Here is a 26,128-nt window from a genome sequence, read left to right as displayed (position 1 = left end):
GAGAAGCCTTTTTAGGCTTCTCCTTTTATTTTGAAATGGATACAATGTCCAAATGGATCCTCGACTTGTAATATTCCATCTTTGTACGTAGCAATCTTGCCAATATTTTTTAAGCTTTCACATACTTGCTCTTTTTGTTTTTCATTCGCTAGTACAACTGTGAAATATTTTAAACCAACAGAACCTGGCATTTGCGGTGGTACCCCTTCACCTTGCCATGTATTTAAACCGATATGGTGATGATAACCACCTGCAGATACGAACAATGCTCCATTACGAGCTGGGATCGTTACTTCAAAACCAAGACCATCAACATAGAAACGTTTCGCTTCCTCTAAATCAGCTACATGGAAATGAATATGCCCCATCACAGTACCAGCTGGAAAGCCATTCCATGTACTTCCTTGCTGTAATAATTCTTCACCAGCTAACGGGTTACTAACAAATGGGAGTTCTCCATTCTCATCACGCCAAACTTCTTTTTGTCGATCATGATAAATTTCAATCCCGTTTCCATCTGGATCAGCTAAATAAAGAGCTTCACTAAAGTAATGATCGGCTCCGCCATGTAGTGGATATACCATCTCTACAAGATGACGAAGAACATTCGCTAAATCCTGTCTACTTGGTAATAAAATTGCGTAATGATATAACCCTGTTCTTCCTCTTTGCTTCGGAAAAGCTTCTTTCTTTTCTTCAATGATAAGAAGTGGTTCATCATTTTCATTCCCAAATGTAACGACTGCTTCTTCTTCTTTTAGCACCTTCATACTTAGTACTTCCGTATAAAACTCTAGTGATTTCTTTACATTAGATACGTATAAATGAACAACATCAAGTGTTGTATCGGGATGAAGTTGAAAACTCATCTTGTTAGCCCCCCCATTTAAATTAGTTCTTCTTTGACATTTTTTCTTTTAAGAAATTATCTACAAAACCATCAGCTTTTGCAACAAATAAGTATGCACCCATTGCTAATAATGCAAGTTCTAATTCGAAACCAGGATTTTTTCCATCTCCCAATAAACCAGCTGACCATTTCACTTTTACGATTGCTCCAACCATAACAAGTGCAAATAATAATCCAATATATCTTACACCTAAACCTAGAATTAATAATAGACCTCCAACTAATTCAAACGTTGCTACACCGTATGCAAGTCCTCCTGGTAAACCAATACTTGTAAACCATCCTGCAATATTGTCAATTCCTGATTGGAATTTTGTTAAACCGTGCATGAAGAATGTTACCCCTAACACGATACGAATAATTAAGTTACCAATATGTTGATTCATTTCATTCTCTCCTTTATAGTTTTCTTATACAAAACTTTTATTTACATTACAAAACATACACTAATTTTTTTTATTCGTCAATTCATTTTCACTGGGAAAAAATATATTTTTTTTGCTATGATACAAATAGTTGTTTACAAAAAGGAGCTTGATTTTATGAATATTGGTTCTGCAATACGTGAAATTCGTCAACGTAGAGGCATAACAATTGCACAAATTTGCGAGGGAACAGGTCTTTCTAAAGGATTTATGAGTCAGGTTGAAAATAATAAAACATCACCATCTATCTCAACTTTAGAAACGATCTCCAATTTTTTAAACGTTCCCCTTCCCTATTTATTGTTAGAGCAAAAAGATCGATTAAAAATTGTCAAAAAAGAAGAACGGAAATACAGTGTATACGGCAAAGATGAGCAAAGAATTGAACATGTTGCGGAGCAAGGGGGCCTTCGCCTATCTTTAGTAGAAATCCCTACTGGATTCCCGAAAGAAAACTCACCAAATGCCCATGAAGGGGAAGAATGTCACCTTGTATTACGCGGAAAACTAGAAGTTCAGCACGGTGAAGATATTGCAATTGTAGAAGAAGGTGATTCTTTCTCATGGAATGCATGCGTTCCTCATATTGTTCGTAATATAGGAGAAGAAACTGCATTATTACTCATCTCGAGTTATGCGGAAAATCGAAAACGTGTTTATTAAATAATAAAAAAAGAAGCCTGTTAAACAGGCTTCTTTTTTATCCCCTTATAATTCCATAACTTGTCCCAACTAGTACAGTCTTTTCATGCTGATTGCGATAAACTGACTCGATTGAAACTTTTTTATAGCCTTCCATTTGCTCAACATTTGTTAAAGTTAGTTCACAAGTGATCGTATCTCCTGTGAAAACTGGTCTAATAAACTCACTTACTAATTCTCTTGCTATGTAATGTAACTCTTCTCCCACTTTCGTCCCAATGCTAGCAGTCAATAAACCATGAACCATTAATCTTCCATTTTCATCGTATTCCATATGGTGTCTACCTTTATCACCGGTAATATTTGCAAATTCAAAAACTTCTTCCTCAGTAAATCTTCTTTCATATTTAAATACATCCCCAGCTTTTACACTCATTTTTATCCCCCTAATAATAAACAGAATTTTCTTTTATTTTATCATAAAACGAGCCTCAATCCATTCTCTATTATCAAAAGTCTCAAAATTACCTCGCTATACTTTTTTACTTTCCATTCATTTATCGGTGACCATCTCTTTTCGCGACTTGGTATCCATAATACGCACATGTTCCATTTCTCGATAGCTCTCTAACTTCAAATCCACAACTTCTATAAAAATCAAAATTGTTCGCTGATGTATGCGCAAACCAATCACCGTGGGGAAGTTTTTGCAGGCAAAGAGCTACAAGCTTCTTACCTAATCCCTTCCCTCTATATTCACACTTCACAACTAAATTTACTATGTTCGCAATCATAATTCCATCAGAAATGACTCTAACCATCGCAACCATCTCTTCCTCATCCCAAATTGTGAAAGCCCATGTTGAATTTTCGAATGCTATCGTAAATTTTTCAATTTGCCAAGAAGGGATATTATCATTACTCCAACCGGCATCTTCAAACAATGCTTTAATTGCATATGCTGGTACGCTACTCGTTCCCTCACGAATAATAAGTCCATTATGATAAATGTACATGTAATCCCCCCTTTATTTTCATATACCATTCTTCAAAAAATGCAATTTACCTTTAAAAAAGTAATTTTTCATCCAACACGTTTAATGGAATAAACAAGAACATCCATCCCATGAAATAAAGTTGTTTTCTCATAGCTGAGCCCTGTCTTTCTAGCAACAAATATTGAGGCGGGATGATTCGGGTTAATGAGAGAAATTAATTTATTCATTCGTAATGCTTGGAAACCGTAGTCTCGAAATGCTGCCGCCGCTTCTTTTGCATACCCTTTTCCCCAATACTGAGGAAGTAACCAATAACCAATTTCAATTTCCTCTTTTCCATCAATCTGCTGCTTTACCAGCCCTGCATGACCAATTCTTGTTCCCGTTTCCTTTTCAATCAATACAAATAAACCGAGACCGTTTTTATAGCTAGGAATGACCCACTCCTCCAAACTTTTTTTACACTGTATATATGTTTTTAACGTCCCATTTCCAATATAGCGCATTACCTTCTCGTTCCCCCATAGTGAAGCATAGAACTGTAAATCATCCATTGTATATTTGCGAATTTGTAAACAATCTGTATGAAACATGCCTGCACTCCTTTCCACTAATTTATTCTTAATTTCACGATCATGTTTTGTATGCATACGAAATGTTACTATTAATTATAAAGTGAAACTTTAATCAGTGGGGAATTTTGTTCACCCCCACTGATTATCAGCCCTCACCAATCGAGCGTTTACGGGCAGTGGATCTCCCATCTAACTTCTTTGCTCTAGCTGAATTTTGAGGCGGGAGACTTACTGCCCGCAAATAGCGGGATAAATGAACCTACAATAAAATACAGAATATTCATTCTTAACGACTAAAAAAAGCAGTAGACAAATTTCGTCTACTGCATCCATATCATAACTAGTATTAAGAAAACTACAGTTGAGGGGGTGTAGGATTTTCAAATATACTAGATACTTATCCCGTTCTAACGGGCGGTAAACTTTCCAATTGTTTCAAGTGAAAAGTTTACCGCACATAAGAACTTCCTTCGTTCATTAAGATAGTATTGCTAAATAATCATATACACGCTTAGATTTCTCTCCACCCATTCGTGCATGCTGAAGAAGAGAAATGCCATGAGGACCAGATGCACGCAATGCTTCTGGTTGAGCTACTAAAATAGCTTGTACAACTTCTAATTCACCAAGCATAGCTGCTGCAAAAATATCCATCCGAGCACCCTTTTCTAGTAAATAAAGAGCAATATCTTTACGACCTACATGTGCCGATGCCCCTAACGCACTTTCCCAATCTGATCCACCCCAATTATAAGAGGCGTGAAGTAAGCTTGGCGATTCAACCAATAGCTCTTGTACTTTCTCTAAATCCCCGTGAGCTGCCATAACAAATTCTCTTACTAATTCAGTGGTAATACGCTCTTCTGTTTGCATCGCTCTTCTCCCCTTTTAGAAATTCGTTTCGGTGTAAAAAACGGCTTGTCACTTCCTTGAAAGATATCTACATCTATGCCAAATACATGTTGAAACATTTCATGGCATAGCACTTCTTCTGGTATACCATCATACTGAATCTTTCCTCGCTTTAATACGAGTAAACGATCGCTATATTGAGCAGCTTGGTTAATGTCATGTAAAACCATTATAATTGTCATTCCATACTCCTCATTTAATCGTTTCACAAGTTCCATTACTTCCAACTGGTGAACGATATCTAAAAAGGTTGTTGGTTCATCCAATAGTAAGACATTTGTACGTTGCGCTAGCGTCATGGCAATCCAAGCACGTTGCCGTTCCCCTCCTGATAAAGAATGTAAAAGACGATATTCATACCCTTCAAGATTTGTAACAGACAATGCCCAATCAACAATTTCTTCATCTTCTTTATTTAAGCGGCTACTCCATGATTTATGTGGACCTCTTCCGAACTCAATTAGTTCTTTCACTGTTAAATCTAATTGATGATCATGCATTTGTGGTAACATTGCTAATTGCTTCGCTACATCAGCACTCTTCATCATATGAATGTTTTTCCCATCTAAAATGATGTCCCCTTCGCTTTGTTTCAGTAGCCTTGCTATTAAACGAAGCAAAGTAGATTTTCCCGATCCATTCGGACCAATTAAACTAACGATTTCTCCAGCCTTAATATGTACATTCATATTTTGCATTTGAAATCTTTCAGAGTGTGCATAAAACACTTTGTTAACGGAAATCACGTTGTTTTCCTCCTCTATGAATTAAATATAAGAAGAACGGACCACCTAAGAAGGACAGTAAAATACCAACAGGCAATTCGATTGGATCGAACCAACTTCGAGCTATTGCATCCGCAAAAACAAGTAATACACCGCCGCCAAGGCATGATAAAGGTAGCAAATATCTATAATCATTTCCAACTAATAAACGTAGCATATGTGGTACGACAAGACCGACAAATCCAATAAGACCAGATACACTTACTGCAATTCCAGCTAATAATGTACTTACTACGATTAAATAAAACCGACTTTTTTCCACGTTATGTCCTAATAACTTTGCCATTTCATCTCCAAGCATTAACACTCGAATATGCTTAATGCCAAAGAAAGCTAATATAATGGCGAATATTGCATAATAAATAATCATGTTTAAATGTGCCCAACTTACACCACCAATACCACCCGCTAGCCACGGTAACACGGATTGTACTTTGTCACTATGTAATAACATTAATGCTGACGTTGCTGCACCAATTAATGCATTGATCGACACCCCTACTAAGACGATTCTTAAAGGTGGTGCCCCTTTTTGCCATGATAAAGCATAAATAACCATCGCTGTTATGAAAGCTCCTAAAAACGCCCCTAGTGGTAAAAAAGCTAGATGCTGTGGGAATAAAATCATGATGACAATTGCTACAAGGCCTGCCCCAGATGAAACTCCGATAATACCAGGATCTGCAAGAGGGTTTCTCATAACCCCTTGCAGCAGTGTACCAGATGCAGCTAAACATGTTCCTACTATAAACCCAACGAGAACTCTCGGTATGCGAAGATCCCATACAATTCGATGAACTGTCGAACCCTCATCTTGTATACCTGTTAGAATGTCTCTTACAGAAAAAGATAAACTTCCTGCGAAAAGTCCGTAAAAGAGGCCTAGAATTGTTAATACAACTAAAGTAACTGCTATTATCCATCTTTTTTTCGCAAAAGGATGTTCCTTTTCTCTTACTACTTCACTACTTTCCATACGTATCATTTCCTTACATCTTGTATACTTTTATACATAAAGTCCATTGCTTCTGTAACTTTTGTCCCAGGATTAGATCCAAATAAATCAGGTGGCAAAATAACTACGCGGTTTTGTTTTACTGCATCTAAATTTTTCCACGCTTCATTTTTCATCATTTCGCCTTCGAATGCTTTTTTCACACTTGTTGGATCTCCGTGTGTAATTAAATAAATCACATCTGGATTCGCCTCAATAATACGTTCTACACTTAGCTGTGCATATTGCGGATATTCTTTCATTTCTGGAAAATCAGAAGCAATATTTTTTCCGCCTGTTTTTTCTAAAATATCACCTGATAAAGATGTTGGTAATGCCGCTAAATAAGTACCTGGTGCGCCATACACTAGCAATGCTTTCACATCGCTCTTTTTCTCATATTTCTTCATTTGATTATTGATTTTTTGATTAAGTTCTTTTGCTTTATCTTCTTTCTTCATTGCCGTTCCATATAATTCAATATTCTTTTGAATATCTTGTACAGAATTCGCAGAAGAAATGATTACTTTCGTTCCCTGTCCTTCAACCGTTGGCACATTCTTTTGGAATCCATTGTTAGCAACAAGTACATCGGACTTTAAACTAGCAATTTGCTCAAAGTTCGGTTGATGTGCATTCCCGATTACTTTTGCTTTCTTTAACTCCTCTGGAAGAGTTAATTTCGTATCCGGACGACCTACTACTTTTCCACCTAAAGCATGAATAATATCCATGTCTCCCATACTTAATGTTGCAAAACTTTCTGGTACTTTATCGAATGTTACCTTTCTCCCTGACAGGTCGGTAATTTCGATTTTTTCTTTTCCTTTTTCTGTTTTGGTTGCAGACGCTTTTTCGTCCCCTTTGGCACTGCAACCTATTAACAAGAAAAAAATAGATAAAATCGCTGTAAATAGCGTAATAGATTTTTTCATTCCTTCACCTCTAATTGATAATGATAATCATTAACTACTATTCTACTTTAATTGATAAGGATTATCATTGTCAACATGAAACGCATACATTTTTCTACAAAAAACAAAAAGCGCGACAAAAAGATTCTTTCTTTTCGCCGCGCTCTAGTTAACAATATTATTCACATTCATTTCCCTCTAACTGGTCACGCATCACTTTCACACGCTGAAAGAAAAAGAACGATAAACTTAAAAATATAACGATACTCCCCATCATAACAAAAAATTGGATTGTCTCTTTTGCTCCATCCGGAATCAACAAGCCAACCATTAACAATGTACTTACAGCGAGAAGAATTTGTCCGAACCTAGTATAATCTTCTATTTTCCCTTGTAATTCTTTCATTATATTCTCACTCCTCCATTTCACTTTATCATATTCTATGAAACTGAAAGACCAGTAAATACAGCCATTCTGGGAGATGTTTTCCAACAAAAAAAGAGCCGCTTTACTGCGGCTCTTTTTTAATCATTATTCACCTTTATATGCTTCCATATAAATTTCTTTCAGCTCCGAAATAAGCGGTAACTTTGGATTAGCAGTTGTACATTGATCTTCAAAAGCTCTTTCTGCTAATACTCCAACAACCTCTTCAAATTGCTCTTTATCTACCCCTTGTCCTGCAATACTCATATTAATATTTAAGCTTTTTCCAAGCTCAGTAATTGCTTTGACGAGTGATTCCACACCTTCTGCTATTGAGCTTGCTGGAAGCCCGAGCATTCTCGCAATATGTGCATAGCGTTCATCTGCTACAAAGTGCTCATATTTTGGGAACAATGCGTGTTTTCTTGGCTTAATAGCATTATAGCGGACTACGTGCGGCATTAGAATGGCATTTGCACGTCCGTGCGGAATATGGAATTCTGGTCCAATCTTATGTGCTAAGCTGTGATTAATACCGAGGAAAGCATTTGCAAATGCCATCCCTGCAATTGCAGAAGCGTTATGCATTTTTTCTCGTGCTTCTTCATCATTTCCATCTTTATATGCTCTTGGTAAATATTTGAATACGAGATCAATAGCTTTTAATGCTAATCCATCTGTATAGTCATTTGCCATAACAGAAACATACGCCTCAATTGCATGTGTTAAAACATCCATACCAGTATCTGCTGTTACATGTGGTGGTACTGTCATTACAAATTGTGGATCAACAATTGCTACATCTGGTGTTAATTCATAATCTGCGAGCGGATACTTTATATTATTTTTCTTATCTGTAATAACCGCAAATGGTGTCACTTCTGATCCTGTTCCTGATGTTGTTGGAATCGCAACAAACTGTGCCTTATTTCCTAATTCCGGATATTTACATGTACGTTTTCTTATATCTAAAAACTTCTGTTTAATGCCATAGAATGTCGTTTCTGGATGCTCATAGAATAACCACATTCCTTTTGCTGCATCCATAGCTGAACCACCACCAAGTGCGATAATTACATCTGGCTTAAAGCTTCTCATCATTTCCGCACCTTTAAAGACAGTTTCATCTGATGGATCTGGTTCGACCTCAAAGAAAACTTCAATTTTCACATCATTTGCATGCTTGTTTAAATAGTGCGTGACTGTATCCACATAGCCATGTTCAACCATTCCAGGATCCGTTACAATAAATGCACGTGAAATGTTAGGCATATTTGCTAAATACGCTGTAGCATGTTTTTCAAAATAAATTTTTGGTGGCAATTTGAACCACTGCATATTCTTTTTTCTATTTGCCAGCCTTTTTATATTTAATAAATGAGTCGCTGTTACATTTTGGGAAACTGAATTTTTTCCGTAAGAACCACAACCAAGTGTAAGTGATGGAATAAATCCGTTATATATATCCCCTATTCCACCTTGTGATGAAGGTGCATTTACAATGAGACGGCAAGCTTTCATACGTAATCCAAATTGCTTTTGCACTTCTTTATTTGTAGAATGAATAACTGCTGAATGTCCTAAACCACCGAGGTTCAACATTTCTTCGCAATATGTAAATCCTTTTTCTAATGAATTCGCCTTCACACAGGCTAATACTGGGCTCAGTTTCTCACGAGATAACGGGTATGCTGCTCCGATACCTTGAATTTCAGCTACAAGCATTTTTGTATGTTCAGGAACAGTAATCCCAACTAATTCGGCAATATACTGTGCTGATTTTCCTACAATATCACTATTTACTGCACATGTATTTTCATTTATAACGAGCTTTTCTAATTTTTTTCTTTCTTCTTCTGTTACAAAGTAACAATTGTTTTCGATCATTTCTGTTTTAACATCATCATAGATTTCTTTATCGACAATGATTGCTTGTTCCGATGCACAAATCATACCGTTATCAAATGTTTTCGATAAAATTAAATCATTAACAGCTCGTTTTACATGTGCTGATTTTTCTATATAACACGGTACATTACCAGGACCTACACCTAGCGCTGGTTTTCCAGTAGAGTAAGCTGATTTCACCATACCAGCGCCTCCAGTTGCTAGAACGAGTGCCACACCATCATGGTTCATTAATTGTTTCGTCGCTTCGACAGACGGTCTTTCAATCCATTGAATACAATGTTTTGGTGCACCAGCTTTCATTGCTGCATCATATACGGTTTTCGCTGCTGCCACCGAACAATTTTGTGCAGAAGGATGAAATGCGAAAATAATTGGATTTCTCGTTTTTATCGCAATCAACGCTTTAAACATTGTTGTCGACGTTGGATTCGTTACTGGTGTTACCCCAGCTACTACACCGACAGGTTCTGCAATTTCTATTATTTCTTCATGAGGATCTTCGTAAATAATTCCTACCGTTTTATCTTGCTTTATACTATGCCAAATATATTCAGTGGCAAAAATATTTTTAATGCATTTGTCTTCATAGACACCACGGCCTGTTTCTTCAACAGCCAATTTTGCAAGTGGCATATGTTGATCAACACCTGCTAATGCCATTTCATGAACAATGTTGTCAATCTGCTCTTGTGTAAAACTTTCTAATGCTTGTAAAGCTTGTTGACCGTTATTTACTAACGTATCAATCATCTCTTTTACCTCTTGCATTTCATTTACAACTTTCTCTTTGACTACCATGTAAATTTCCTCCTATTCTGTTATCACGGTCTTTATAAGTCCCTATAGGTCATAATAAGTCCCGATTAGCGAAAAAAAATAGAGTTACCGTCCTACATGAATCCCATTGTTTGTGAAACACTTCACAAGTTTACTCGTGAATAACATTTCATGAATTCAATATACATGAAATCATTTCATTTGTGTATGTATAATTTGTGAAATATTTCACAAATTAACATAATAAAAAATGCACTGCTCCACATTAGCAGTGCATTTTTTATTACGCTAGCGCTTGCGCTAAATCTTCAATTAAATCTTCACCATCTTCAATACCGACAGAAATACGAATTAATGTATCTGTAATTCCTAATTCTTTACGGCGATCTGCTGGGATTGATGCATGTGTCATTTGAGATGGGATAGAAATTAAACTTTCTACTGCTCCTAAGCTTTCAGCAAGTGTAAAGTATTGCAGTTTCTCAAGTACTTTATTTAATGTTTCCTCACTATCTACATCAAACGAAATAATAGCACCAAATCCATTTGCTTGTTCTGTTGCTAATTCGTGGTTTTGATGTGATTCAAGACCTGGGTAATATACTTTATTTACTTTTGGATGATTATTTAAAAATTCAGCAATAGCGCGTGAATTCGTTTCATGTTCTTCCATACGAATTCCTAATGTTTTTAAACCGCGAAGTAGTAAGAAGCTATCTTGTGGTCCAAGAATACCTCCTGTTGAGTTTTGTACAAAGTGAAGGTCTTCTGCTAGTTGTGGGCTATTTACCACTACTAGACCTGCAACTACGTCACTATGACCTCCTAAATATTTCGTTGCACTATGAAGTACAATGTCTGCTCCTAAAGAAATCGGCGACTGCCAATATGGCGTCATGAATGTATTATCAATAATTGTTAATAAATCTTTCTCTTTAGCAAGAGTAGATATTTTCTTAATATCAGTAATTTTTAGTAATGGGTTCGTTGGTGTTTCCACATAGATCGCTTTCGTATTTGGACGAATTGCTTCTACAACTTCCTCTAAGTTTGTTGTGTCTACAAATGTATGTTCAATACCGAAGCGGTTTAATACTTTCGTAATAACACGATACGTTCCACCATAAACATCATCTGTTAAAATAACGTGGTCACCTTTTGAGAACAACATAATTGTCGCTGTAATAGCAGCCATTCCAGAACCGAATGCAAATCCAGCATGACCATTTTCTAATACGGCAATCATTTCTTCTAAAGCTGCACGTGTTGGGTTACCTGTACGTGAATATTCATATCCTTGATGCTTACCAACCGCTTCTTGTTTGTACGTACTTGTTTGATAGATCGGTACGTTTACAGATCCAGTTGAAGGTTCTCCTATGCGAATACCATGAATTAACTTTGTCTTTGCTCTCATTTTTTATTCCCATCCTTTGTATATGTCTTTACTTAAATAGCGCTCACTACTATCAGGAAAAATGGTTACAATATTTGTACCTGGTGCTGCCTTCTCTGCCTCAAGTAAGCTCGCATGAAATGCTGCTCCTGAAGAGCTCCCAACGAGAAGTCCTTCTTTTTGCGCTAATTCTTTCACTCGTAAAAATGCATTTCGATCAGAAATCGTATGAATTTCATCAAAATAAGATGTCTTCAAAAATGGCGGGATAAATTCCAGTCCAATTCCTTCGGTCTCATGTGAACCAGCCTTACCACCATTTAAAATAGATCCTTCTGGCTCTACGATAACTGTTTTAATATCTATATTTTTTTCTTTCAAATAAGATGCAGTCCCCATAAACGTACCGCCAGTTCCTGCTCCAGCAACAAATATGTTAATCTCTCCATTCAGTGCATCCCAAAGTTCAGGACCTAGTGTTTTGAAATAAGCACGCGGGTTTGCTTCATTCGCAAACTGACTTGGAGAGTATGAATTCGGTATTTCATTTACTAATTCTTTTGCTTTTGCAATTGCACCGGTCATTCCTTGCTCAGTCGGTGTATGCACGACCGTTGCACCTAGTGCTTTCATTAATTCTTGTTTTTCAATACTAAATTTCTCTGGTACACAAACGATAACACGTAAATCATGTTCTAATGCTGCAAGTGCCAGTCCAATACCAGTATTCCCAGCAGTCGGTTCAATAATTGTTCCACCTTGGGTAACAAGCCCTTTTTCTAGCGCATCTTCGATTAATTCTCTTCCTAAACGATCCTTAACGCTTCCGCCTGGGTTATAAAATTCAAGCTTTGCAAATAAGCGGACCCCTTTCGGAAGTGAAAAACGAGTAATTTCTACAATTGGTGTATGACCAATTAACTCATGAACTCCACGATATACATTCATCGTGTTCTCCCCCTTGTTTGCCAATAAAGAAAAGGCAACTGTATGTATTTTCTTTATATGAGACAGTTGCCTTTTTGTTACATTACTTTAACTCTTCTAACACTTTTACGATAAAGTTTGTAGAATGAAGAGCTGCTTGATCTAAAAACTGATCAAATGAAACATTTGATTCTTTACCAGCAATATCAGAAAGTGCGCGAATGATAACAAACGGAACTTCATATTGGTGGCATACTTGTGCGACAGCTGCTGCTTCCATTTCTACCGCATAAAGATTTTCAAATTTATCACGGATGGCTGCAACGCGGTTCGGATCACTCATAAATGAATCGCCTGTTGCAATCATGCCTTTTACAACTTGAATATTTTCTTCAGTTTGCATACATTTCTCAGCTAATGCAACTAACGCCTCATCAGCTTTAAATCCAGGCGGCATTCCTGGTACTTGACCATATTCATAGTTAAATGCTGTTACATCTACGTCATGGTGACGAACTTCAGTGGAAATAACTACATCACCAACGTTTAGAGAATGATGGAATCCACCAGCTGAACCAGTATTAATTACTTTTTCAGGCTTATATTTTTCTAATAAAATTGTCGTTGACATCGCTGCGTTTACTTTACCAATACCAGACTTTAACAAGATTACTTCATGTCCTGCTAATAGTCCTTTCGTAAATTCACAACCTGCAACCGTTTCTGTCTCTGCTTGTTCTAATTTGTCACGTAAAATACGTACTTCTTCTTCCATTGCTCCAATTACAGCAATTCTCAATCTAATCCCTCTTTCTATTGCTTAGTTGCCTCCATTACCCAAACGAAATGATTTAATCTCGTAAACGTTACATGGAAGCCATTGTTTTCAAAAATAGTCTGCATAACTGGAATACGTGTATAGTATTCCGTTTGCAAATCGTTTGCTAACTGGTGAAAACCTCTTTGTTTTGCTGTTTCAACAGTTTTATCATATGCATCTTGATCTGCAAATATCGTATCAGCAAACACTATTTTACCACCTTTGTTTAGCAATTGACTATACTTCGCAACCGCTACATTTTTTTCATCATCTGTTAAATGATGAAATGCATAGGTGCTTACAATGGTATCAATTGAATTTGGGACTTCAAACGAAAGAAAATCACCTTCTGTAATCGAAAATTCTTTTGGCAATTTCTCTTTTGCAATCATACGCATTTCACGCGACGGTTCTATACCGTAAACTGTACGGCCAGCAAGTAATAATTTATTTGTTAAATTACCTGTACCGACACCAAATTCTAATACATTACCAAATGACTTGTTAACTACATCCTCTAGAATATCCTCATAATGGGCGAAAACTTCTTTATATTGTATATCTTCGCCTTGTACGAATGAGTCGTACGTATGAGCCCACTCATCAAATAAACCATTAAATTCTGTGCCCATAAAAATTCCCCTTTTTCTTATCGGTTTTATCAGTATGATATTCCCTCTTTCTAAAAATGTCAATTGAAATGTACATGGTATTTCCTTCTTTTCTTTGTTACACTATAGTTGATTACATAGGAGAGGGGCCGTCTTCATGTCATTTACCTTTGAAATGTTAGAAGATAAAGTAGAATTTTTTGAAGCGGGAGACTTAGCTTCTTTAGAACGAAAAATTAGTGAACAAATCGATAATAATAAAGCACTTATGCTTGAAGTTCATCACATCTCACATCAAATGGTTATGGATCCTGAAAGCAAAAGACCGTATTATAGCGCGGTTGTTCATTTTAAATTAAAGAAATTGCGTTAACTAAAAAAGAGAAGCTCCTAATGAAGTGACCCCTAAAAGTTAGACACGGTTATTTGATTAGGCAGCTTGATAAAAGTGAGTCCGGTATTGTACCGGGCTCATTTTTAATTTTGCCTTAATCCGTTTCGTATTATAATAATCTATATATTTTTCTAATTCTATTTTAAAGTGCTCTACATTTTCAAATTCTTTTATGTAGAGGAACTCCGATTTCATAATCCCAAAGAAATTTTCTATTACTGCGTTGTCGTAACAGTTGCCTTTTCGAGACATACTCTGGACGATAGCTCTTGATTCTAGTGTACGGACGTATTGTCTCATTTGATAATGCCATCCTTGATCCGAATGCATCAGTAGCTGGTGCGTTTCAGGTAAACGTTCCAATGCTTTCTCTAACATGTCTGAAACAAGCGAATACGTCGGTCTAGAACCAATTGTATAGGTAATAATTTCACCATTATACAAATCTAATACAGGTGATACATACAGTTTTTCTCCAAACAATTTAAACTCTGTGATGTCTGTTACCCACTTTTGATTCGGTGCATCTGTATGAAAATTACGCTCTAAAATATTAGGTGCAATTCTACCGACTTTTCCTTTATAGGATTTATATTTCTTCATACGCACAACACACTTTAACCCAAGCTCTTTCATAATGCGCTGAACCTTCTTGTGGTTCACTTTCTGGCCACGATTCGTTAATTCATCACGAATGCGACGGTAACCATAACGACCTTCATTTTCCTCATAAATCGCTTTAATCTCAGCTTTCAAATCGGCATCTACATCTGGACGATTCATTTTCTTTACTAAATCATAATACGTGCTTCGAGGAATAGTAGCTAGCTCCACGAGTGCCTTCACCGAATATTTATGCCTTAATTCATAGATTACTTGCGCTTTGTCTTGTTTTGTGATTTTTCCTTGTTTTGAACTAAGGCATTTAACTTTTTTAAGTACTCATTTTCCATCTCAAGCTGTTTAATGCGTGCTTCAAGTGCTTCGACTGACCCTTCAGCTAAATGTTGTTTTAATTGTTTATTTGAATCTTTTTTCATGGATGGACGCCCCTTTTTCTTAGATTGAAGGGCATCAATTCCTTGTGTTTCGAGCTGTTTTTTCCAAACAGAAATCGTTGAAGGGGCAGGAATATTAAAGATAGCTGCCGTCTCAAATAAGGACATACCGTTTTCAATCATAAAGTTTAGTACGTCTAGTTTAAATTGTTGTGTGTAATTTGTACATCGTTTTAGAAAAGCTTCCAGACCATTCTGTTTATATTGGTTTACCCAATTCAAAATGATTGTGTCACTTATACCGAGCGATCTACCCATTTCTCGATAACTTTCATTTCCGTTCAAATAACGTAGAACGATTTGTATTTTTTCATCAGCTGTAAATTTAGCCATAGAAAAACTGCACCTCCAATTGTTAGACTGTGTCTAACAATTGGGGTGCAGTTCATAAGGAGCTTCTCTTTTTTAGTTTAGAGTTTGAACAAGTACTGGTTTCCAGCCCTCATTATCTACCCAATCAATATTTACGTAATATCTTTTTCCACTTTGCTTATCTTGAACGTCACCATAAGCTTTACTCTTTCCAGTTTTGTCTCTTCCAACAAAATGGAATACTAATTGCTCCTTCGGTACTTCAATACCTGCAGCAATTGCACTTTGCATCTCATTCCAATCTGATGACCCCTGTTTAAACGTCATCGCTGGTGATGAACCTTGTTCTGTTCCTACAGCTTTCCAAGAAGGTTTTGTATAAGCCTCTTTTGCCTTGGATACAGTTTTTTCAGCTGATACTTTCTCGTTAGCTTTCGCTTCTTCTTCAGCTTTTTTCTTTTCTTCCTCAGCCTTTAACTTCTCTTCTTCAGCTTTTTGCTTAGCTTCTGCTTGCTCTTTTTCTTTTTCTTTTTTCTTAGCAGATTCTTTATCTTCTGATTTTCCAGCTTTCTCATTCTTTGTTGTTTGTTGAGAGACTTTCTTATCAGTAGAAGATGCTTGCTCTTTCGTACTAGGAACGAACAATTGATATGCTACAATAGCTACTAATAGTAATACAATAGCGATTGCAATATTTAAAACACCGTTTTGACGACGTTTTTGTTGTTTCTGTTGGAATCTTGATCCTCCTGCCATTCTCCAAACCTCCATGCAGTTTTTCCTAATTGCTATTGTAACATTAAATCTAGAAAGGTTGAACATTTACAATGATATTTTCATGAAATGAAAACAATTCACTATAAATTGCAAGATTACTTTTCATTCTCCAATTGATAGATTGCTCCTACCATATCTTTAAAAATAGGTGTGACTTTATTCACTTTGTTATCAGTCTCTAGATCAACAACAACTAAAGCATATCTTGGATTCTCATACGGAAAATAACCTGCAAACCAGCGATTCACCCTCGTCCCTTTCCCTGTTTGCGCTGTCCCGGATTTTCCAGCGACACTGAGCGGCAACGAGTGGAATGCCGTTCCTGTTCCTTTCTCCCTTGTTACAACGCCTCTTAATAACTCTTGTAATGTTTTCACTGTTTCATACGAAAGCTGTTTTCCATGTAACGTATGGTTCTCAAATGTAAAAAAATCCGCTCCATTTTTATATACTATTTTTTCAACAGCTTTCACTTCCATCTTTTTTCCATTCCTCGCAATCGTCGCCATCATATTAGCAATTGCTAGAGGTGATATACGTACATCTTTCTGTCCAATCGCTGTTTGCTCTACCGCTTTTTTACTATTTTTGTTTTCTTCATTCCCCCAAATAGTAGAGCCTTTTTCTTCTGGCATTTGCTCGAAATGAGGTGTATGAAATACAGAACCTTTCCATCCGACCTTTTCATTTGCTCCTAAAGCTGCTACGTATGTTTCTAGCACCGTCCTATCCTTTTGTAATAGCTCGTTACCTAACTCGGAAAATGTCCTGTTACAGCTCCTAGCAAAGCTCTCTTTGAAGTTAAGTGTACCCATCATAACTTGTGGGTCGTTTTCACCATATAAATCTTTATTACAATTAAATGTCCGATTAAACAAATTTACTTTTTGATCAATGACTGCAGCTGCAACTACTGTTTTAAAAACAGAGCCTGGAAAATGCGGCGTTAACATTTGATTTTCAAGTGTAGTCTCATATAAATTCTTATCTCTTACTTGTAAAGACGGCTTACTGACCATCGCTAATATTTCATTTGTCTTTACATCAAGTAATACTAATCCCCCCTTCTTTATTTCATTTGCTTCAATCACTTCTTCTGCTTTTTGCTGCAACCCTTTATGTAAAGTAGTTTGAATCCTAACTGGGTAAAATGGATTTCCTGGTGAAGTATATTTTGCTTGCTTTCCGAAAATTGGTTCTCCTTGCCGATCTACTTGATACAATACTTTTGCCTCTCCATCAGTCAATAAAAATTCATCAAATGATTGCTGTAATCCTGAAATACCTATCGGCGTTTGTTTTGAAATTTTTTTCACTTCTCCATATCGCTTTTGAAATTCTCTTTCGTTCTCCCCTACATCACCAATTAAATGATTTATCTCCCCAGTTTGTTTTAATCGCACTTCAGCTGCTACAATACCTAATACATGTAATTGATTCACCTTCTCCATCTGCTCTCGTGTCACTCGAAATGGAGCAGTTTCCCCTTGCAGTATAAATGCATTTTTTTTATTTTTCATTTGTCTTCTGATCTCTTGTCTCGACACACCAATGATATGCGCGATTTTCTCTAACATGTCATTTTTTATTTGTAAAAATGGAAAAACAATTAAAACAGGATACTTTTCCTCACCTATTTCTTTACCATTACGATCTATAAACTGCCCACGTCCATCGTCTACTGCAATGGATTGCGTACGTTGCGTAACACTTTTTTCAATTAAATTTATTTTGCGATTAGTAAATGATTCTGTATCTATAATTTGGATTTGAATTAAACGACAAAGCAATAAAAACATAATGCCCATAAAACAAATTAAAACAATTGTAATTCTCCGTTTTATTTTCATAAAAAAACACCTCGTCTATTATAGTTTAGACGAGGTACTATTTTATTTATACAATCCCCAAAACAAAAACAGATATTATATAAGGTTATTATTGTTTCTTTGGCTTCTCTAAAAATTTCATAAGAAGCGATCTAAATTCAGTTTCATTCACTCCAGTGTTTTTAGCAACTTCAATTACAGTGGTTGTTACATTAGCCGCTATTTTTAAATAATCCTTACTAAGATTATCCATTTCATTTCTTTTTTCTTTTGCATTCTCAACTGTTACAGAATCAATACAAGTAATCATCTTATCTACAATATGTAAATAATTATTTTGTGCATCTATTATTTTTTGAATATCATCTTTATTACTTACTTTCGATTGTTTTAAATATGTATACGCTTGATTCACTTCATCTTTTAAAATTTTATCATTATTCTTCGCCTGTTCTTGTAACATATTCTTCATATCATCTATTGTTTTTTGATCCATCGAATCTCGCAATAAATAATCTGGATTTCCAATTGCGTAATCATACTTAATCGTTACATCTTGAAATATTTTCATGACAATAGCTAATTGATACGCTACATCAAAATCATTAAATTCCTTTTTATCTTGTGGATTTTCTAAGGCTTTTGAACTCTCAGTTGCTTTAATATCCTTTTTTTCTTCTTGCTTCACTTTTTCTCCCTTTGATGATGTAGTTTCTACATTCGTTCCGCATGCAGCAAGTCCTAATATGGATATACTACACACCAATCCTGTAAAAATTTTATGTTTCATAATTAGCCCCTTTTCCCTTTTAAAACCTATATTCTCCAATTATGATATCAAAGCTTAAAGTGTTTTTTTGACATTTTTTGTCGAATTACTCTAAGGTTTACACAATTTTTTTCATTCTACAAAAAAAAGATTCTCCCGATAGGAGAATCTTTTTTTTATTTTACAGAGACAATCTCTACTTGCATTTCTCCGCCTGGTGTTTGGATTGTTACTTTCTCACCAATTTGCTTACCTAATAAGCTTTTTGCGATTGGAGAATCGTTAGAAATTCTTCCTTCAAATGGGTCAGCTTCCGCGCTACCTACGATTGTGTACGCTTCTTCATCTCCGTTTGGTAATTCTTTAAATGTTACTGTTTTACCTAATGTAACAACAGTAGATACTTCGCCATTATCTTTAATGATAACTGCGTTACGAATCATATTTTCTAATTGTGTAATACGTCCTTCTACGAACGCTTGCTCATCTTTTGCTGCATCGTACTCAGAGTTCTCAGAAAGGTCCCCGAAGCTACGTGCGATTTTAATACGTTCTACTACTTCTTTACGTCTTACTGTTTTTAATTGCTCAAGTTCGTTCTCTAGTTTTTGCTTACCCTCTTGTGTCATAGGGTATGTTTTTTCTGTTGACATATTTTCCACTCCTTTTATATACCAATCCCCCGAAAAAAAGAGGAGTTCCATATGAAAACTCCTCCGCTTCCATTGTTAGCGGAGGTTTCTAGTACCCTTGCACTAGCGGAGTTGTCACATACAACCCCGTATTTCCAATTCTTCTTTATATAAAGAAGATATGTATGGAAAGTTGATATAAATATGCCCTCACCTATATATAGATGAGGTTGCATGTTTCATTGTATTCGATGGGAAGGGAAAAAATCCCTTCCTACCGTATATCTTTTACTATGCTATTACAAATTTACTTTTTGTTCAAGAATTGTTGCAATTTTTGTCACCATAATATCAATTGCAACATGGTTTTGTCCACCTTCAGGGATAATAATATCCGCAAATTTCTTAGAAGGCTCAATAAATTGATTGTGCATTGGACGTACAACAGTTACGTACTGATCAATAACTGAATCCATCGTACGACCGCGCTCTTTAATATCACGCTGCATGCGGCGCAGAATACGAAGGTCAGCATCCGTATCAACGAATAATTTAATGTCCATTAACTCGCAAAGACGTGGGTCTTCTAAAATAAGAATTCCTTCTAAAATAATTACATCTTTCGGCTCAACTGGAATAATTTCTTCTGAACGTGTATGCAATGTATAGTCATATACAGGCTTATCAATTTGCTCATATGCAAGCAACTGCTGCAAATGTTCAATTAACAGATCATTATCAAACGCAAGCGGATGATCATAATTTGTTTTTAAACGCTCTTCCATTGGTAAATGGCTTTGATCTTTGTAATAATAATCTTGCTCTAAGATTAAAATAGAATGACCTTTAAAATGGTCAAAAATCGCTTTCGTTACACTCGTTTTACCTGATCCCGAACCACCAGCAATTCCAATTACAACAGGCTTATTCGTCCCCATTCGACTATCACTCTTTCTTATTGAAGTATGCTTTTGCGCATCATATTATTCACATACACTCGTTGATCCACTTTGAATTTCACGATTTGCAACGGATGTCTCGCTGCATCTAATTCGTTTCCATCCTCATCCCAAATTTTCTCCACCGTTTGCGTAAAGTTTTCTATTTCTGGTCCAAAGAACTCCACTTCATGTCCTGGTTTGAAATGATTACGTTGCTCAATCGTTACGATGCCCGTTTCTTCATTATAATCTAACACTAAACCAGCAAAATCATACGTTGTTTTCTTACTATGATTTCCAAACATTTGCTCTTGATGTCCTGGAACCCCTTCAAAGAATGCAGGAGCTGTATCACGATTTGCACATTTATCAAGCTCATCTAACCATTCTTGTTTAAACTCAAAGTTATCTGGATCCGCACAATAAGCATCAATTACTTTACGATATACGGTTGCTACAGTCGCTACGTAATGGATTGATTTCATACGTCCTTCTACCTTTAAGCTATCGATTCCAATTTCAATCATTTTCGGAATTGATAAAATTAAATTTAGATCTTTTGGACTCATCGCAAAGTGAGCATCTTCTTCTTGGAATAGAGGAAGCTCTTTTGCATCTTTATGTTGTGATACTGTTTGAACTAAATCATAATCCCAGCGGCAAGATTGGCAACAACCGCCACGATTAGAGTCACGCGCTGTCATATGGTTACTTAATGTACATCTTCCTGAATATGCGATACACATTGCACCATGGACGAATGCTTCAATTTCAATATCCACTTTTTCTTTGATTTCTTTCATTTCTTCATAGCTTGCTTCACGAGCTAATACAAGACGATGTAAACCCTCTTCTTTCCAATACTGTGCTGCTTTCCAGTTGGATAGTGATTGCTGTGTGCTTAAATGCACCTCAACAGAAGGCGCTACACGTTTACACGTCTCAATGATAAGCGGATCAGCAACGATAATCCCCGTTACGCCAGCTTTTTCAATCCCTTTTAAATATTCCTCTAGCCCGTCCATATTTTCATTATGTGCAAAGATATTTGTTGTTACGTATATTTTTGCTCCATACTTCTTTGCAAACTCAACGCCTTCTGCCATTTCTTCTAGCGTAAAATTACCTGCATTCGAACGAAGACCAAATTCTTGTCCACCTAAATATACAGCATCTGCCCCGTAATGGATAGCTACTTTTAATTTTTCTAAGTTACCCGCAGGGATTAACAGTTCAGGTTTCTTCACAATAACACGTTTGCCATCGATCACTCGTGAAATTTCTTGTACAGTCATTTCCTACACCCTCCTCGTTTAGTAAACCGTTTCTTTAAAGAAGAATCCTGTGTCTAACGGACGATTTACTGGTTGCATTTCTTCTATTTCTTTATATAGAGCATCTTTCAAGTCATAATATGCATCACGATCTTCCACACATAAATCAATCGCTTGACGATATTTCTTCGTTACTTCAATAATGTATTCAGAGCTTTTTAGTACACCATCGATTTTTAAGCTGTCAACTTCAGCTTCGATTAGTTCCTCTAATTCATCGATGAAACAAATATCGTTCGGACTCATAATATGAGTACCATTTTCATCTTCATAAATTGGATATTTATTGTTACGCTCTGGGTCATATAAGAACATATTCTCTTCATATTTTTTCTTTTCAATGTCAAGATTACGTCCTTGATACTCAAAGTAATTTCCTACTAATGAACGCTTCGATTGGAACATACAAGTCATACCGTGAATTTGTACTTCTAGTTCCACTTCAGCATTTTCTTTTAAATCAACAATTTCATCTAAGCTCAGCTCACGAGCTAATACAGCGCGCTTCGCTCCTCTTTGTCCCCAGTAATTACAAGTGAACCAGTTTGTTGCTGTCGTTTCTGTATTCCAGTGCAACTGCATATTTGGCGCTACTTCGCGAACAGCCATTAATACTGCTGGATCTCCGAAAACAATTGCATCTACATTTACTTCATTTAAAAATGAAACGTAATCTGTTAATTCTTCTACTTTATCGTTGTGGAACATAGCGTTCATTGCTACGTATACTTTCACACCATTTTCATGCGCAATCTTCACAGTTTGTTTTACATCTTCACGTGAAAACTCCCCTGCTAAACGTAAACCAAACTTTTGCTCACCGATCATTACCGCATCTGCTCCTGCTTTCGCAAGAAGTTCGATATCCGCCACCGCTCTTGGCGTTACTAACAATTCAGGTTTCTTCATACCTTGGTCACCCTCTCTTTTTACTAACAGCTACTCCATCACCAATTGGGAAAATCGTTGTATCATATCCTTCATGGTTCATAAGCCACTCATTGTACGTCTTAATACGACGGATTAAACCACGTGTACGTCTGTTTTCAATCTTCTCTTTTGTCGTTACAAGACCATGGTACATAACATTATCTGAAATAATTACGCCACCAGGATTTAATAACGGTTCATATAAGTCAAAAAAGCGACGATACTGTCCTTTTGCTGCATCAATAAAAATAACGTCAAATGTCCCGTGTTCTTTTACTTGTTCACCTGTCTCTAACGCATCACCGTAAATAACTGAAATACGATCTGTTACTGGGGAACGTTCTATATATTCAAGTGCTTTTTCATATCGCTCACGATTGCGCTCAACTGTCACAATACGTGAATTTGGAATAGCTTGCATCATACGAATACTAGAATAACCGATTGCTGTTCCAAGTTCTAAAATGCTTTTCGGTCCAATTAAACGTAAAAATTGCAGCATAAATTCCATTCCAAGTCGATCCATAATCGGCACATGATTTTCTGTTGCATATTCTTCCATTTCAAGAATTAATTTATCTTTCGGATCAATAAATGATAATAGGTACTCGTTAACTGCATCCTCCATAAATGGTCCTCCTTATTTACATGGAGAAGTGCCTCTATGACGTCTTTTCCCACATAGAATGCAATAAAAATACAAGCCAGTTTTACCCTTAGCTTGTACGTCCCGTTTTGATATTAAAAACGATTCTTCTGCCAGTTTTTAACCCGATATATTTTACCACAAAAAAGAGGGATGTGCGACTTTTTTCGCTATCCCTCCCCATTTCACTGTTTTTTCGTAATGTATTTTTGCTTTAATGCATTATGCTCTTCTAATGTTTTCGCATAGTACACTTCACCACTTGGTGCAGCTAAGAAATAATAATAATCTGTTTGCGCAGGTTCTAACGCAGCTTCCACTGAATGTTTACCAGAGTTTGCGATCGGCCCTACCGGCAATCCTTTTACAACATACGTATTGTACGGTGAGTTGACCTTTAAATCTTCGTATAATACACGTTGTTTATGCTTTCCAAGTGCATATAATACCGTTGGATCCGTTTGAAGCGGCATACCTTTCTCTAAACGATTATAAAAGACACTAGAGATCTTTTGACGATCTGTAAAACCAGTTGCCTCTTCTTCAATAAGTGAAGATAATGTTAAAAGCTGATGAACATCCCAGTTCTTTGCTTTCATTTTTGCCTCATTTTGAACAATGATTGCATTTGTTTTCTCAAGCATCGGAATTACGATTTCTTCTAACGTCGTATCTTTCTTATAAAATGAATACGTCGCAGGATATAAATAACCTTCTAATGGGTATTTAATATTACTATCAAAGATTTTATCCGTTAATAACTTCGGATACTTTTGCTGCATTTTTTGAATAAATGCTTTATCGTTTAATTGACGCGTAACATCATCTTTATTCCACTTTAGTTCTGCCGCAATCGTTTCTGCAATTTCAGTTACTTGAGCTCCTTCTTTGATCGTCACTTTATAAAGAGCTGGACGATGCACGTTGCCAGATGACATTTGTTCGATAACATCTTTAGCATTCATCGAAGGATTTAATAAATATGTACCTGCTTGTAAACTTTTCGATTTAGCCTTTGTATAAAAACTAAAAACTGTACCGTTTTTCACAGCGCCTTTTTCTTCTAAAATTTCTCCAATTTTACTTGTAGATGATCCTTTCGGAATTTCTACTTCAATCTCTTTTTTATTCCCGCTATCAACTGGTCCTAATGCGGATGAAATATACGCATAGACTGAACCACAAACTAAAAGCAGTGCAATAATCGAAAATAAAAAGATGCGTCTACGCTTCTTTTTCACTTGATTCTCTATCAAAACTCTTCCTCCTTATTCAATTGTAGACCATATGTATATGTTTCTATACAGCATGATGGAAAGCCACAACAAATTCGCCTATCTTTTTTAGTATCCATTTTATTTTTCTACAATCCGTCTCATTATACTACAAAGGATTACACAGTTTCGACAAAAAATCTTTCATTTTACATATAAATACAAAAAAAAGATGGACTGTATGTCGTCCATCTTTTCAGTACTTATTATTCAGCTTCTTGCTCATCAGCAAGAGTGTTGAACATTTCTTGTACCATTTCCCACTCTTCTTCAGATTCGATTGGAAGTAAACTTCCGCCCTCTTCTTCATTTTGCTCATAAGCCATTGCATCATAAATTTGGTCTCCATCTTCGTCTACTTCACCGATTGGAGAGAAGACTACGTATGATTTTTTACCAAATTTTTCAGCATCAAAAGTGAAAATAATTTCACATAAATGTTCGTTACCTTTTTCGTCTACAATTGTAATTTGATTTTCTTCCATTTTGGTCACCTCTTATTTACTATCTAAAAATCCTTGTAAGATTACGACTGCAGCCATCTTATCGATTACTTGTTTTCGCTTCTTACGGCTTACATCCGCTGAAATGAGTAGACGTTCCGCTGCCATCGTCGACAAACGCTCGTCCCACATTACAACGTCTAATTGTAACAGCTCTCGTAGGTTTTCTGCAAATTGTTGGCACGCTTCACCACGTGGGCCAATTGTACCATTCATATTTTTAGGTAAACCTACTACTATTTTGTCCACATTGTACTGCTTTACTAACTCAGAAATACGATCAAAACCAAAGTGACCTCGTTCTTCGTTAATCTTAATTGTTTCTAATCCTTGTGCTGTCCAGCCCATTTCGTCGCTCATTGCAACTCCGACTGTTTTTGTACCTACATCTAAACCTAATATCCGCATAAACTACTCCTCACGATGATGTTTCAAGTAAGACTTCACAAGCTCTTCAATGATCTCATCACGTTCAAGCTTACGAACGATGCTTCGTGCATCTTTATGGCGAGGTATGTATGCTGGGTCTCCACTTAATAAATAACCGACGATTTGGTTAATCGGATTATAGCCTTTTTCTTGAAGTGCATCATACACAGTTAAAAGTACATCATTTACATGGACACTCTGTTTTTCATCTTGAATGCTAAACTTCATTGTTTTATCAAAACCGTCCATTTCAAGCACCTCACTTATATAGTAAGT

Annotated in this window: 30 protein-coding genes; 2 read left to right on the top strand and 28 right to left on the bottom strand. The window is 36.3% G+C overall.

Features of this window, described 5'->3' with window-relative positions; genetic code table 11:
• Positions 1 to 11 precede the first annotated feature (11 nt).
• The gene (locus MHI28_RS25360; RefSeq protein ID WP_000009842.1) at positions 12 to 869 is read right to left on the bottom strand and encodes a VOC family protein; all 858 of its coding nucleotides are present in this window, start codon (positions 867 to 869) and stop codon (positions 12 to 14) included.
• A gap of 22 nt (positions 870 to 891) precedes the next feature.
• On the bottom strand, positions 892 to 1,296 hold the full coding sequence (locus MHI28_RS25355; protein ID WP_001071553.1) for a DoxX family protein: 405 nt from the start codon (positions 1,294 to 1,296) through the stop codon (positions 892 to 894).
• Positions 1,297 to 1,452: 156 nt separating this feature from the next.
• Between MHI28_RS25355 and MHI28_RS25350 the strand changes: the two genes are divergently transcribed.
• The gene (locus MHI28_RS25350) at positions 1,453 to 1,998 is read left to right on the top strand and encodes a helix-turn-helix domain-containing protein (RefSeq protein WP_001020693.1); all 546 of its coding nucleotides are present in this window, start codon (positions 1,453 to 1,455) and stop codon (positions 1,996 to 1,998) included.
• A 37-nt stretch (positions 1,999 to 2,035) separates the two neighbouring features.
• Here MHI28_RS25350 and MHI28_RS25345 read toward each other — a convergent pair whose 3' ends face one another.
• The 13 genes from MHI28_RS25345 to MHI28_RS25285 all read right to left on the bottom strand — a co-directional run bounded on the left by MHI28_RS25345 (position 2,036) and on the right by MHI28_RS25285 (position 14,045).
• Positions 2,036 to 2,413 carry a MaoC/PaaZ C-terminal domain-containing protein gene (locus MHI28_RS25345; RefSeq protein ID WP_000111562.1) on the bottom strand — a complete coding sequence of 126 codons (378 nt, stop codon included), beginning with the start codon at positions 2,411 to 2,413 and terminating at the stop codon, positions 2,036 to 2,038.
• A gap of 121 nt (positions 2,414 to 2,534) precedes the next feature.
• Entirely contained in the window at positions 2,535 to 2,993 is a 459-nt protein-coding gene (locus MHI28_RS25340; protein ID WP_000276127.1) for a GNAT family N-acetyltransferase, read from the bottom strand.
• Between the two features lie 68 nt (positions 2,994 to 3,061).
• On the bottom strand, positions 3,062 to 3,625 hold the full coding sequence (locus tag MHI28_RS25335; protein ID WP_118961582.1) for a GNAT family N-acetyltransferase: 564 nt from the start codon (positions 3,623 to 3,625) through the stop codon (positions 3,062 to 3,064).
• A gap of 402 nt (positions 3,626 to 4,027) precedes the next feature.
• A complete protein-coding gene (locus MHI28_RS25330; RefSeq protein ID WP_001192766.1) occupies positions 4,028 to 4,423 on the bottom strand; it encodes an ankyrin repeat domain-containing protein in 396 nt (131 codons plus the stop codon).
• On the bottom strand, positions 4,390 to 5,208 hold the full coding sequence (locus tag MHI28_RS25325; protein ID WP_000626531.1) for an ABC transporter ATP-binding protein: 819 nt from the start codon (positions 5,206 to 5,208) through the stop codon (positions 4,390 to 4,392). Before MHI28_RS25325 ends, MHI28_RS25330 begins: the two co-directional genes overlap by 34 nt.
• Positions 5,195 to 6,223: a FecCD family ABC transporter permease gene (locus MHI28_RS25320; protein ID WP_002162492.1), complete on the bottom strand. Its 1,029-nt coding sequence runs from the start codon at positions 6,221 to 6,223 to the stop codon at positions 5,195 to 5,197. Before MHI28_RS25320 ends, MHI28_RS25325 begins: the two co-directional genes overlap by 14 nt.
• Positions 6,224 to 6,228: 5 nt before the next feature.
• Positions 6,229 to 7,176 carry an ABC transporter substrate-binding protein gene (locus tag MHI28_RS25315; protein ID WP_000748464.1) on the bottom strand — a complete coding sequence of 316 codons (948 nt, stop codon included), beginning with the start codon at positions 7,174 to 7,176 and terminating at the stop codon, positions 6,229 to 6,231.
• 157 nt (positions 7,177 to 7,333) lie between these two features.
• Positions 7,334 to 7,561 (bottom strand): YrhC family protein, encoded by a 228-nt coding sequence (locus MHI28_RS25310; RefSeq protein WP_000661455.1) that lies wholly within the window; start codon positions 7,559 to 7,561, stop codon positions 7,334 to 7,336.
• Between the two features lie 126 nt (positions 7,562 to 7,687).
• Entirely contained in the window at positions 7,688 to 10,291 is a 2,604-nt protein-coding gene (gene adhE / locus MHI28_RS25305; protein WP_340828326.1) for a bifunctional acetaldehyde-CoA/alcohol dehydrogenase, read from the bottom strand.
• Between the two features lie 262 nt (positions 10,292 to 10,553).
• On the bottom strand, positions 10,554 to 11,687 hold the full coding sequence (locus MHI28_RS25300; RefSeq protein ID WP_001201921.1) for a bifunctional cystathionine gamma-lyase/homocysteine desulfhydrase: 1,134 nt from the start codon (positions 11,685 to 11,687) through the stop codon (positions 10,554 to 10,556).
• A gap of 3 nt (positions 11,688 to 11,690) precedes the next feature.
• Positions 11,691 to 12,614: an O-acetylserine dependent cystathionine beta-synthase gene (locus MHI28_RS25295; RefSeq protein WP_001103877.1), complete on the bottom strand. Its 924-nt coding sequence runs from the start codon at positions 12,612 to 12,614 to the stop codon at positions 11,691 to 11,693.
• An 82-nt stretch (positions 12,615 to 12,696) separates the two neighbouring features.
• Complete coding sequence (mtnN, locus tag MHI28_RS25290) at positions 12,697 to 13,392, bottom strand: 5'-methylthioadenosine/S-adenosylhomocysteine nucleosidase (RefSeq protein WP_001217027.1); 696 nt, start codon at positions 13,390 to 13,392, stop codon at positions 12,697 to 12,699.
• Between the two features lie 14 nt (positions 13,393 to 13,406).
• Positions 13,407 to 14,045 carry a class I SAM-dependent DNA methyltransferase gene (locus MHI28_RS25285; protein WP_000536323.1) on the bottom strand — a complete coding sequence of 213 codons (639 nt, stop codon included), beginning with the start codon at positions 14,043 to 14,045 and terminating at the stop codon, positions 13,407 to 13,409.
• 136 nt (positions 14,046 to 14,181) lie between these two features.
• Between MHI28_RS25285 and MHI28_RS25280 the strand changes: the two genes are divergently transcribed.
• Positions 14,182 to 14,397, top strand: a complete 216-nt coding sequence (locus tag MHI28_RS25280; protein ID WP_000010984.1) for a YrzA family protein — start codon at positions 14,182 to 14,184, stop codon at positions 14,395 to 14,397.
• A gap of 57 nt (positions 14,398 to 14,454) precedes the next feature.
• On the opposite strand, the gene MHI28_RS25275 is transcribed toward MHI28_RS25280, so the two are convergent.
• The 13 genes from MHI28_RS25275 to MHI28_RS25215 all read right to left on the bottom strand — a co-directional run bounded on the left by MHI28_RS25275 (position 14,455) and on the right by MHI28_RS25215 (position 26,101).
• A protein-coding gene (locus MHI28_RS25275; protein WP_208730123.1) for an IS3 family transposase occupies positions 14,455 to 15,809 on the bottom strand; the annotation gives its coding sequence in 2 pieces (ribosomal slippage) (positions 14,455 to 15,356 and positions 15,356 to 15,809; 1,356 coding nt in all).
• Positions 15,810 to 15,881: 72 nt separating this feature from the next.
• The gene (locus MHI28_RS25270) at positions 15,882 to 16,544 is read right to left on the bottom strand and encodes a YrrS family protein (protein ID WP_000897094.1); all 663 of its coding nucleotides are present in this window, start codon (positions 16,542 to 16,544) and stop codon (positions 15,882 to 15,884) included.
• Positions 16,545 to 16,660: 116 nt separating this feature from the next.
• Positions 16,661 to 18,415: a peptidoglycan D,D-transpeptidase FtsI family protein gene (locus tag MHI28_RS25265; RefSeq protein WP_086413534.1), complete on the bottom strand. Its 1,755-nt coding sequence runs from the start codon at positions 18,413 to 18,415 to the stop codon at positions 16,661 to 16,663.
• Between the two features lie 88 nt (positions 18,416 to 18,503).
• Positions 18,504 to 19,184: a hypothetical protein gene (locus MHI28_RS25260; protein WP_000680880.1), complete on the bottom strand. Its 681-nt coding sequence runs from the start codon at positions 19,182 to 19,184 to the stop codon at positions 18,504 to 18,506.
• Between the two features lie 155 nt (positions 19,185 to 19,339).
• On the bottom strand, positions 19,340 to 19,816 hold the full coding sequence (gene greA, locus MHI28_RS25255; RefSeq protein ID WP_014894880.1) for a transcription elongation factor GreA: 477 nt from the start codon (positions 19,814 to 19,816) through the stop codon (positions 19,340 to 19,342).
• Between the two features lie 278 nt (positions 19,817 to 20,094).
• A complete protein-coding gene (gene udk / locus MHI28_RS25250; protein ID WP_000537080.1) occupies positions 20,095 to 20,733 on the bottom strand; it encodes a uridine kinase in 639 nt (212 codons plus the stop codon).
• Positions 20,734 to 20,750: 17 nt separating this feature from the next.
• Positions 20,751 to 22,031: a peptidase U32 family protein gene (locus tag MHI28_RS25245; protein WP_000217970.1), complete on the bottom strand. Its 1,281-nt coding sequence runs from the start codon at positions 22,029 to 22,031 to the stop codon at positions 20,751 to 20,753.
• A gap of 18 nt (positions 22,032 to 22,049) precedes the next feature.
• On the bottom strand, positions 22,050 to 22,979 hold the full coding sequence (locus MHI28_RS25240; RefSeq protein WP_000742792.1) for a peptidase U32 family protein: 930 nt from the start codon (positions 22,977 to 22,979) through the stop codon (positions 22,050 to 22,052).
• A gap of 7 nt (positions 22,980 to 22,986) precedes the next feature.
• The gene (locus MHI28_RS25235) at positions 22,987 to 23,628 is read right to left on the bottom strand and encodes an O-methyltransferase (RefSeq protein WP_000389102.1); all 642 of its coding nucleotides are present in this window, start codon (positions 23,626 to 23,628) and stop codon (positions 22,987 to 22,989) included.
• Positions 23,629 to 23,831: 203 nt separating this feature from the next.
• Positions 23,832 to 24,902, bottom strand: a complete 1,071-nt coding sequence (gene mltG, locus MHI28_RS25230; RefSeq protein ID WP_000572141.1) for an endolytic transglycosylase MltG — start codon at positions 24,900 to 24,902, stop codon at positions 23,832 to 23,834.
• 224 nt (positions 24,903 to 25,126) lie between these two features.
• Complete coding sequence (locus MHI28_RS25225) at positions 25,127 to 25,405, bottom strand: DUF1292 domain-containing protein (protein WP_000392246.1); 279 nt, start codon at positions 25,403 to 25,405, stop codon at positions 25,127 to 25,129.
• Positions 25,406 to 25,417: 12 nt separating this feature from the next.
• Positions 25,418 to 25,831, bottom strand: a complete 414-nt coding sequence (ruvX, locus tag MHI28_RS25220; RefSeq protein WP_001221202.1) for a Holliday junction resolvase RuvX — start codon at positions 25,829 to 25,831, stop codon at positions 25,418 to 25,420.
• Positions 25,832 to 25,834: 3 nt separating this feature from the next.
• Positions 25,835 to 26,101, bottom strand: coding sequence for an IreB family regulatory phosphoprotein (locus tag MHI28_RS25215; RefSeq protein WP_000348591.1), 267 nt, complete (start codon positions 26,099 to 26,101; stop codon positions 25,835 to 25,837).
• Positions 26,102 to 26,128 lie beyond the last annotated feature (27 nt).

Source organism: Bacillus sp. FSL K6-0268, assembly GCF_038005425.1.
GTDB classification, from domain to species: Bacteria; Bacillota; Bacilli; order Bacillales; family Bacillaceae_G; genus Bacillus_A; species Bacillus_A thuringiensis_S.
Note: the sequence above shows the minus strand (reverse complement) of the source record. Positions and strands in the feature narration are given on the sequence as shown.

Excerpts from the sequence above, each read along its gene's own strand:
- MHI28_RS25360 (WP_000009842.1), bottom strand. The coding sequence starts at position 869 with ATGAGTTTTCAACTTCATCCCGATACAACACTTGATGTTGTTCATTTA.
- MHI28_RS25330 (WP_001192766.1), bottom strand. The coding sequence starts at position 4,423 with ATGCAAACAGAAGAGCGTATTACCACTGAATTAGTAAGAGAATTTGTT.
- MHI28_RS25310 (WP_000661455.1), bottom strand. The coding sequence starts at position 7,561 with ATGAAAGAATTACAAGGGAAAATAGAAGATTATACTAGGTTCGGACAA.
- MHI28_RS25350 (WP_001020693.1), top strand. The coding sequence starts at position 1,453 with ATGAATATTGGTTCTGCAATACGTGAAATTCGTCAACGTAGAGGCATA.
- MHI28_RS25295 (WP_001103877.1), bottom strand. The coding sequence starts at position 12,614 with ATGAATGTATATCGTGGAGTTCATGAGTTAATTGGTCATACACCAATT.
- MHI28_RS25235 (WP_000389102.1), bottom strand. The coding sequence starts at position 23,628 with ATGGAGGATGCAGTTAACGAGTACCTATTATCATTTATTGATCCGAAA.
- MHI28_RS25335 (WP_118961582.1), bottom strand. The coding sequence starts at position 3,625 with ATGCATACAAAACATGATCGTGAAATTAAGAATAAATTAGTGGAAAGG.
- greA (WP_014894880.1), bottom strand. The coding sequence starts at position 19,816 with ATGTCAACAGAAAAAACATACCCTATGACACAAGAGGGTAAGCAAAAA.
- udk (WP_000537080.1), bottom strand. The coding sequence starts at position 20,733 with ATGGGGACGAATAAGCCTGTTGTAATTGGAATTGCTGGTGGTTCGGGA.
- MHI28_RS25315 (WP_000748464.1), bottom strand. The coding sequence starts at position 7,176 with ATGAAAAAATCTATTACGCTATTTACAGCGATTTTATCTATTTTTTTC.
- MHI28_RS25245 (WP_000217970.1), bottom strand. The coding sequence starts at position 22,031 with ATGACTGTACAAGAAATTTCACGAGTGATCGATGGCAAACGTGTTATT.
- MHI28_RS25355 (WP_001071553.1), bottom strand. The coding sequence starts at position 1,296 with ATGAATCAACATATTGGTAACTTAATTATTCGTATCGTGTTAGGGGTA.
- MHI28_RS25270 (WP_000897094.1), bottom strand. The coding sequence starts at position 16,544 with ATGGCAGGAGGATCAAGATTCCAACAGAAACAACAAAAACGTCGTCAA.
- MHI28_RS25285 (WP_000536323.1), bottom strand. The coding sequence starts at position 14,045 with ATGGGCACAGAATTTAATGGTTTATTTGATGAGTGGGCTCATACGTAC.
- MHI28_RS25320 (WP_002162492.1), bottom strand. The coding sequence starts at position 6,223 with ATGGAAAGTAGTGAAGTAGTAAGAGAAAAGGAACATCCTTTTGCGAAA.
- MHI28_RS25265 (WP_086413534.1), bottom strand. The coding sequence starts at position 18,415 with ATGAAAATAAAACGGAGAATTACAATTGTTTTAATTTGTTTTATGGGC.
- MHI28_RS25225 (WP_000392246.1), bottom strand. The coding sequence starts at position 25,405 with ATGGAAGAAAATCAAATTACAATTGTAGACGAAAAAGGTAACGAACAT.
- MHI28_RS25215 (WP_000348591.1), bottom strand. The coding sequence starts at position 26,101 with ATGGACGGTTTTGATAAAACAATGAAGTTTAGCATTCAAGATGAAAAA.
- adhE (WP_340828326.1), bottom strand. The coding sequence starts at position 10,291 with ATGGTAGTCAAAGAGAAAGTTGTAAATGAAATGCAAGAGGTAAAAGAG.
- MHI28_RS25240 (WP_000742792.1), bottom strand. The coding sequence starts at position 22,979 with ATGAAGAAACCTGAATTGTTAGTAACGCCAAGAGCGGTGGCGGATATC.
- ruvX (WP_001221202.1), bottom strand. The coding sequence starts at position 25,831 with ATGCGGATATTAGGTTTAGATGTAGGTACAAAAACAGTCGGAGTTGCA.
- MHI28_RS25340 (WP_000276127.1), bottom strand. The coding sequence starts at position 2,993 with ATGTACATTTATCATAATGGACTTATTATTCGTGAGGGAACGAGTAGC.
- MHI28_RS25280 (WP_000010984.1), top strand. The coding sequence starts at position 14,182 with ATGTCATTTACCTTTGAAATGTTAGAAGATAAAGTAGAATTTTTTGAA.
- MHI28_RS25260 (WP_000680880.1), bottom strand. The coding sequence starts at position 19,184 with ATGAAACATAAAATTTTTACAGGATTGGTGTGTAGTATATCCATATTA.
- MHI28_RS25345 (WP_000111562.1), bottom strand. The coding sequence starts at position 2,413 with ATGAGTGTAAAAGCTGGGGATGTATTTAAATATGAAAGAAGATTTACT.
- MHI28_RS25300 (WP_001201921.1), bottom strand. The coding sequence starts at position 11,687 with ATGAGAGCAAAGACAAAGTTAATTCATGGTATTCGCATAGGAGAACCT.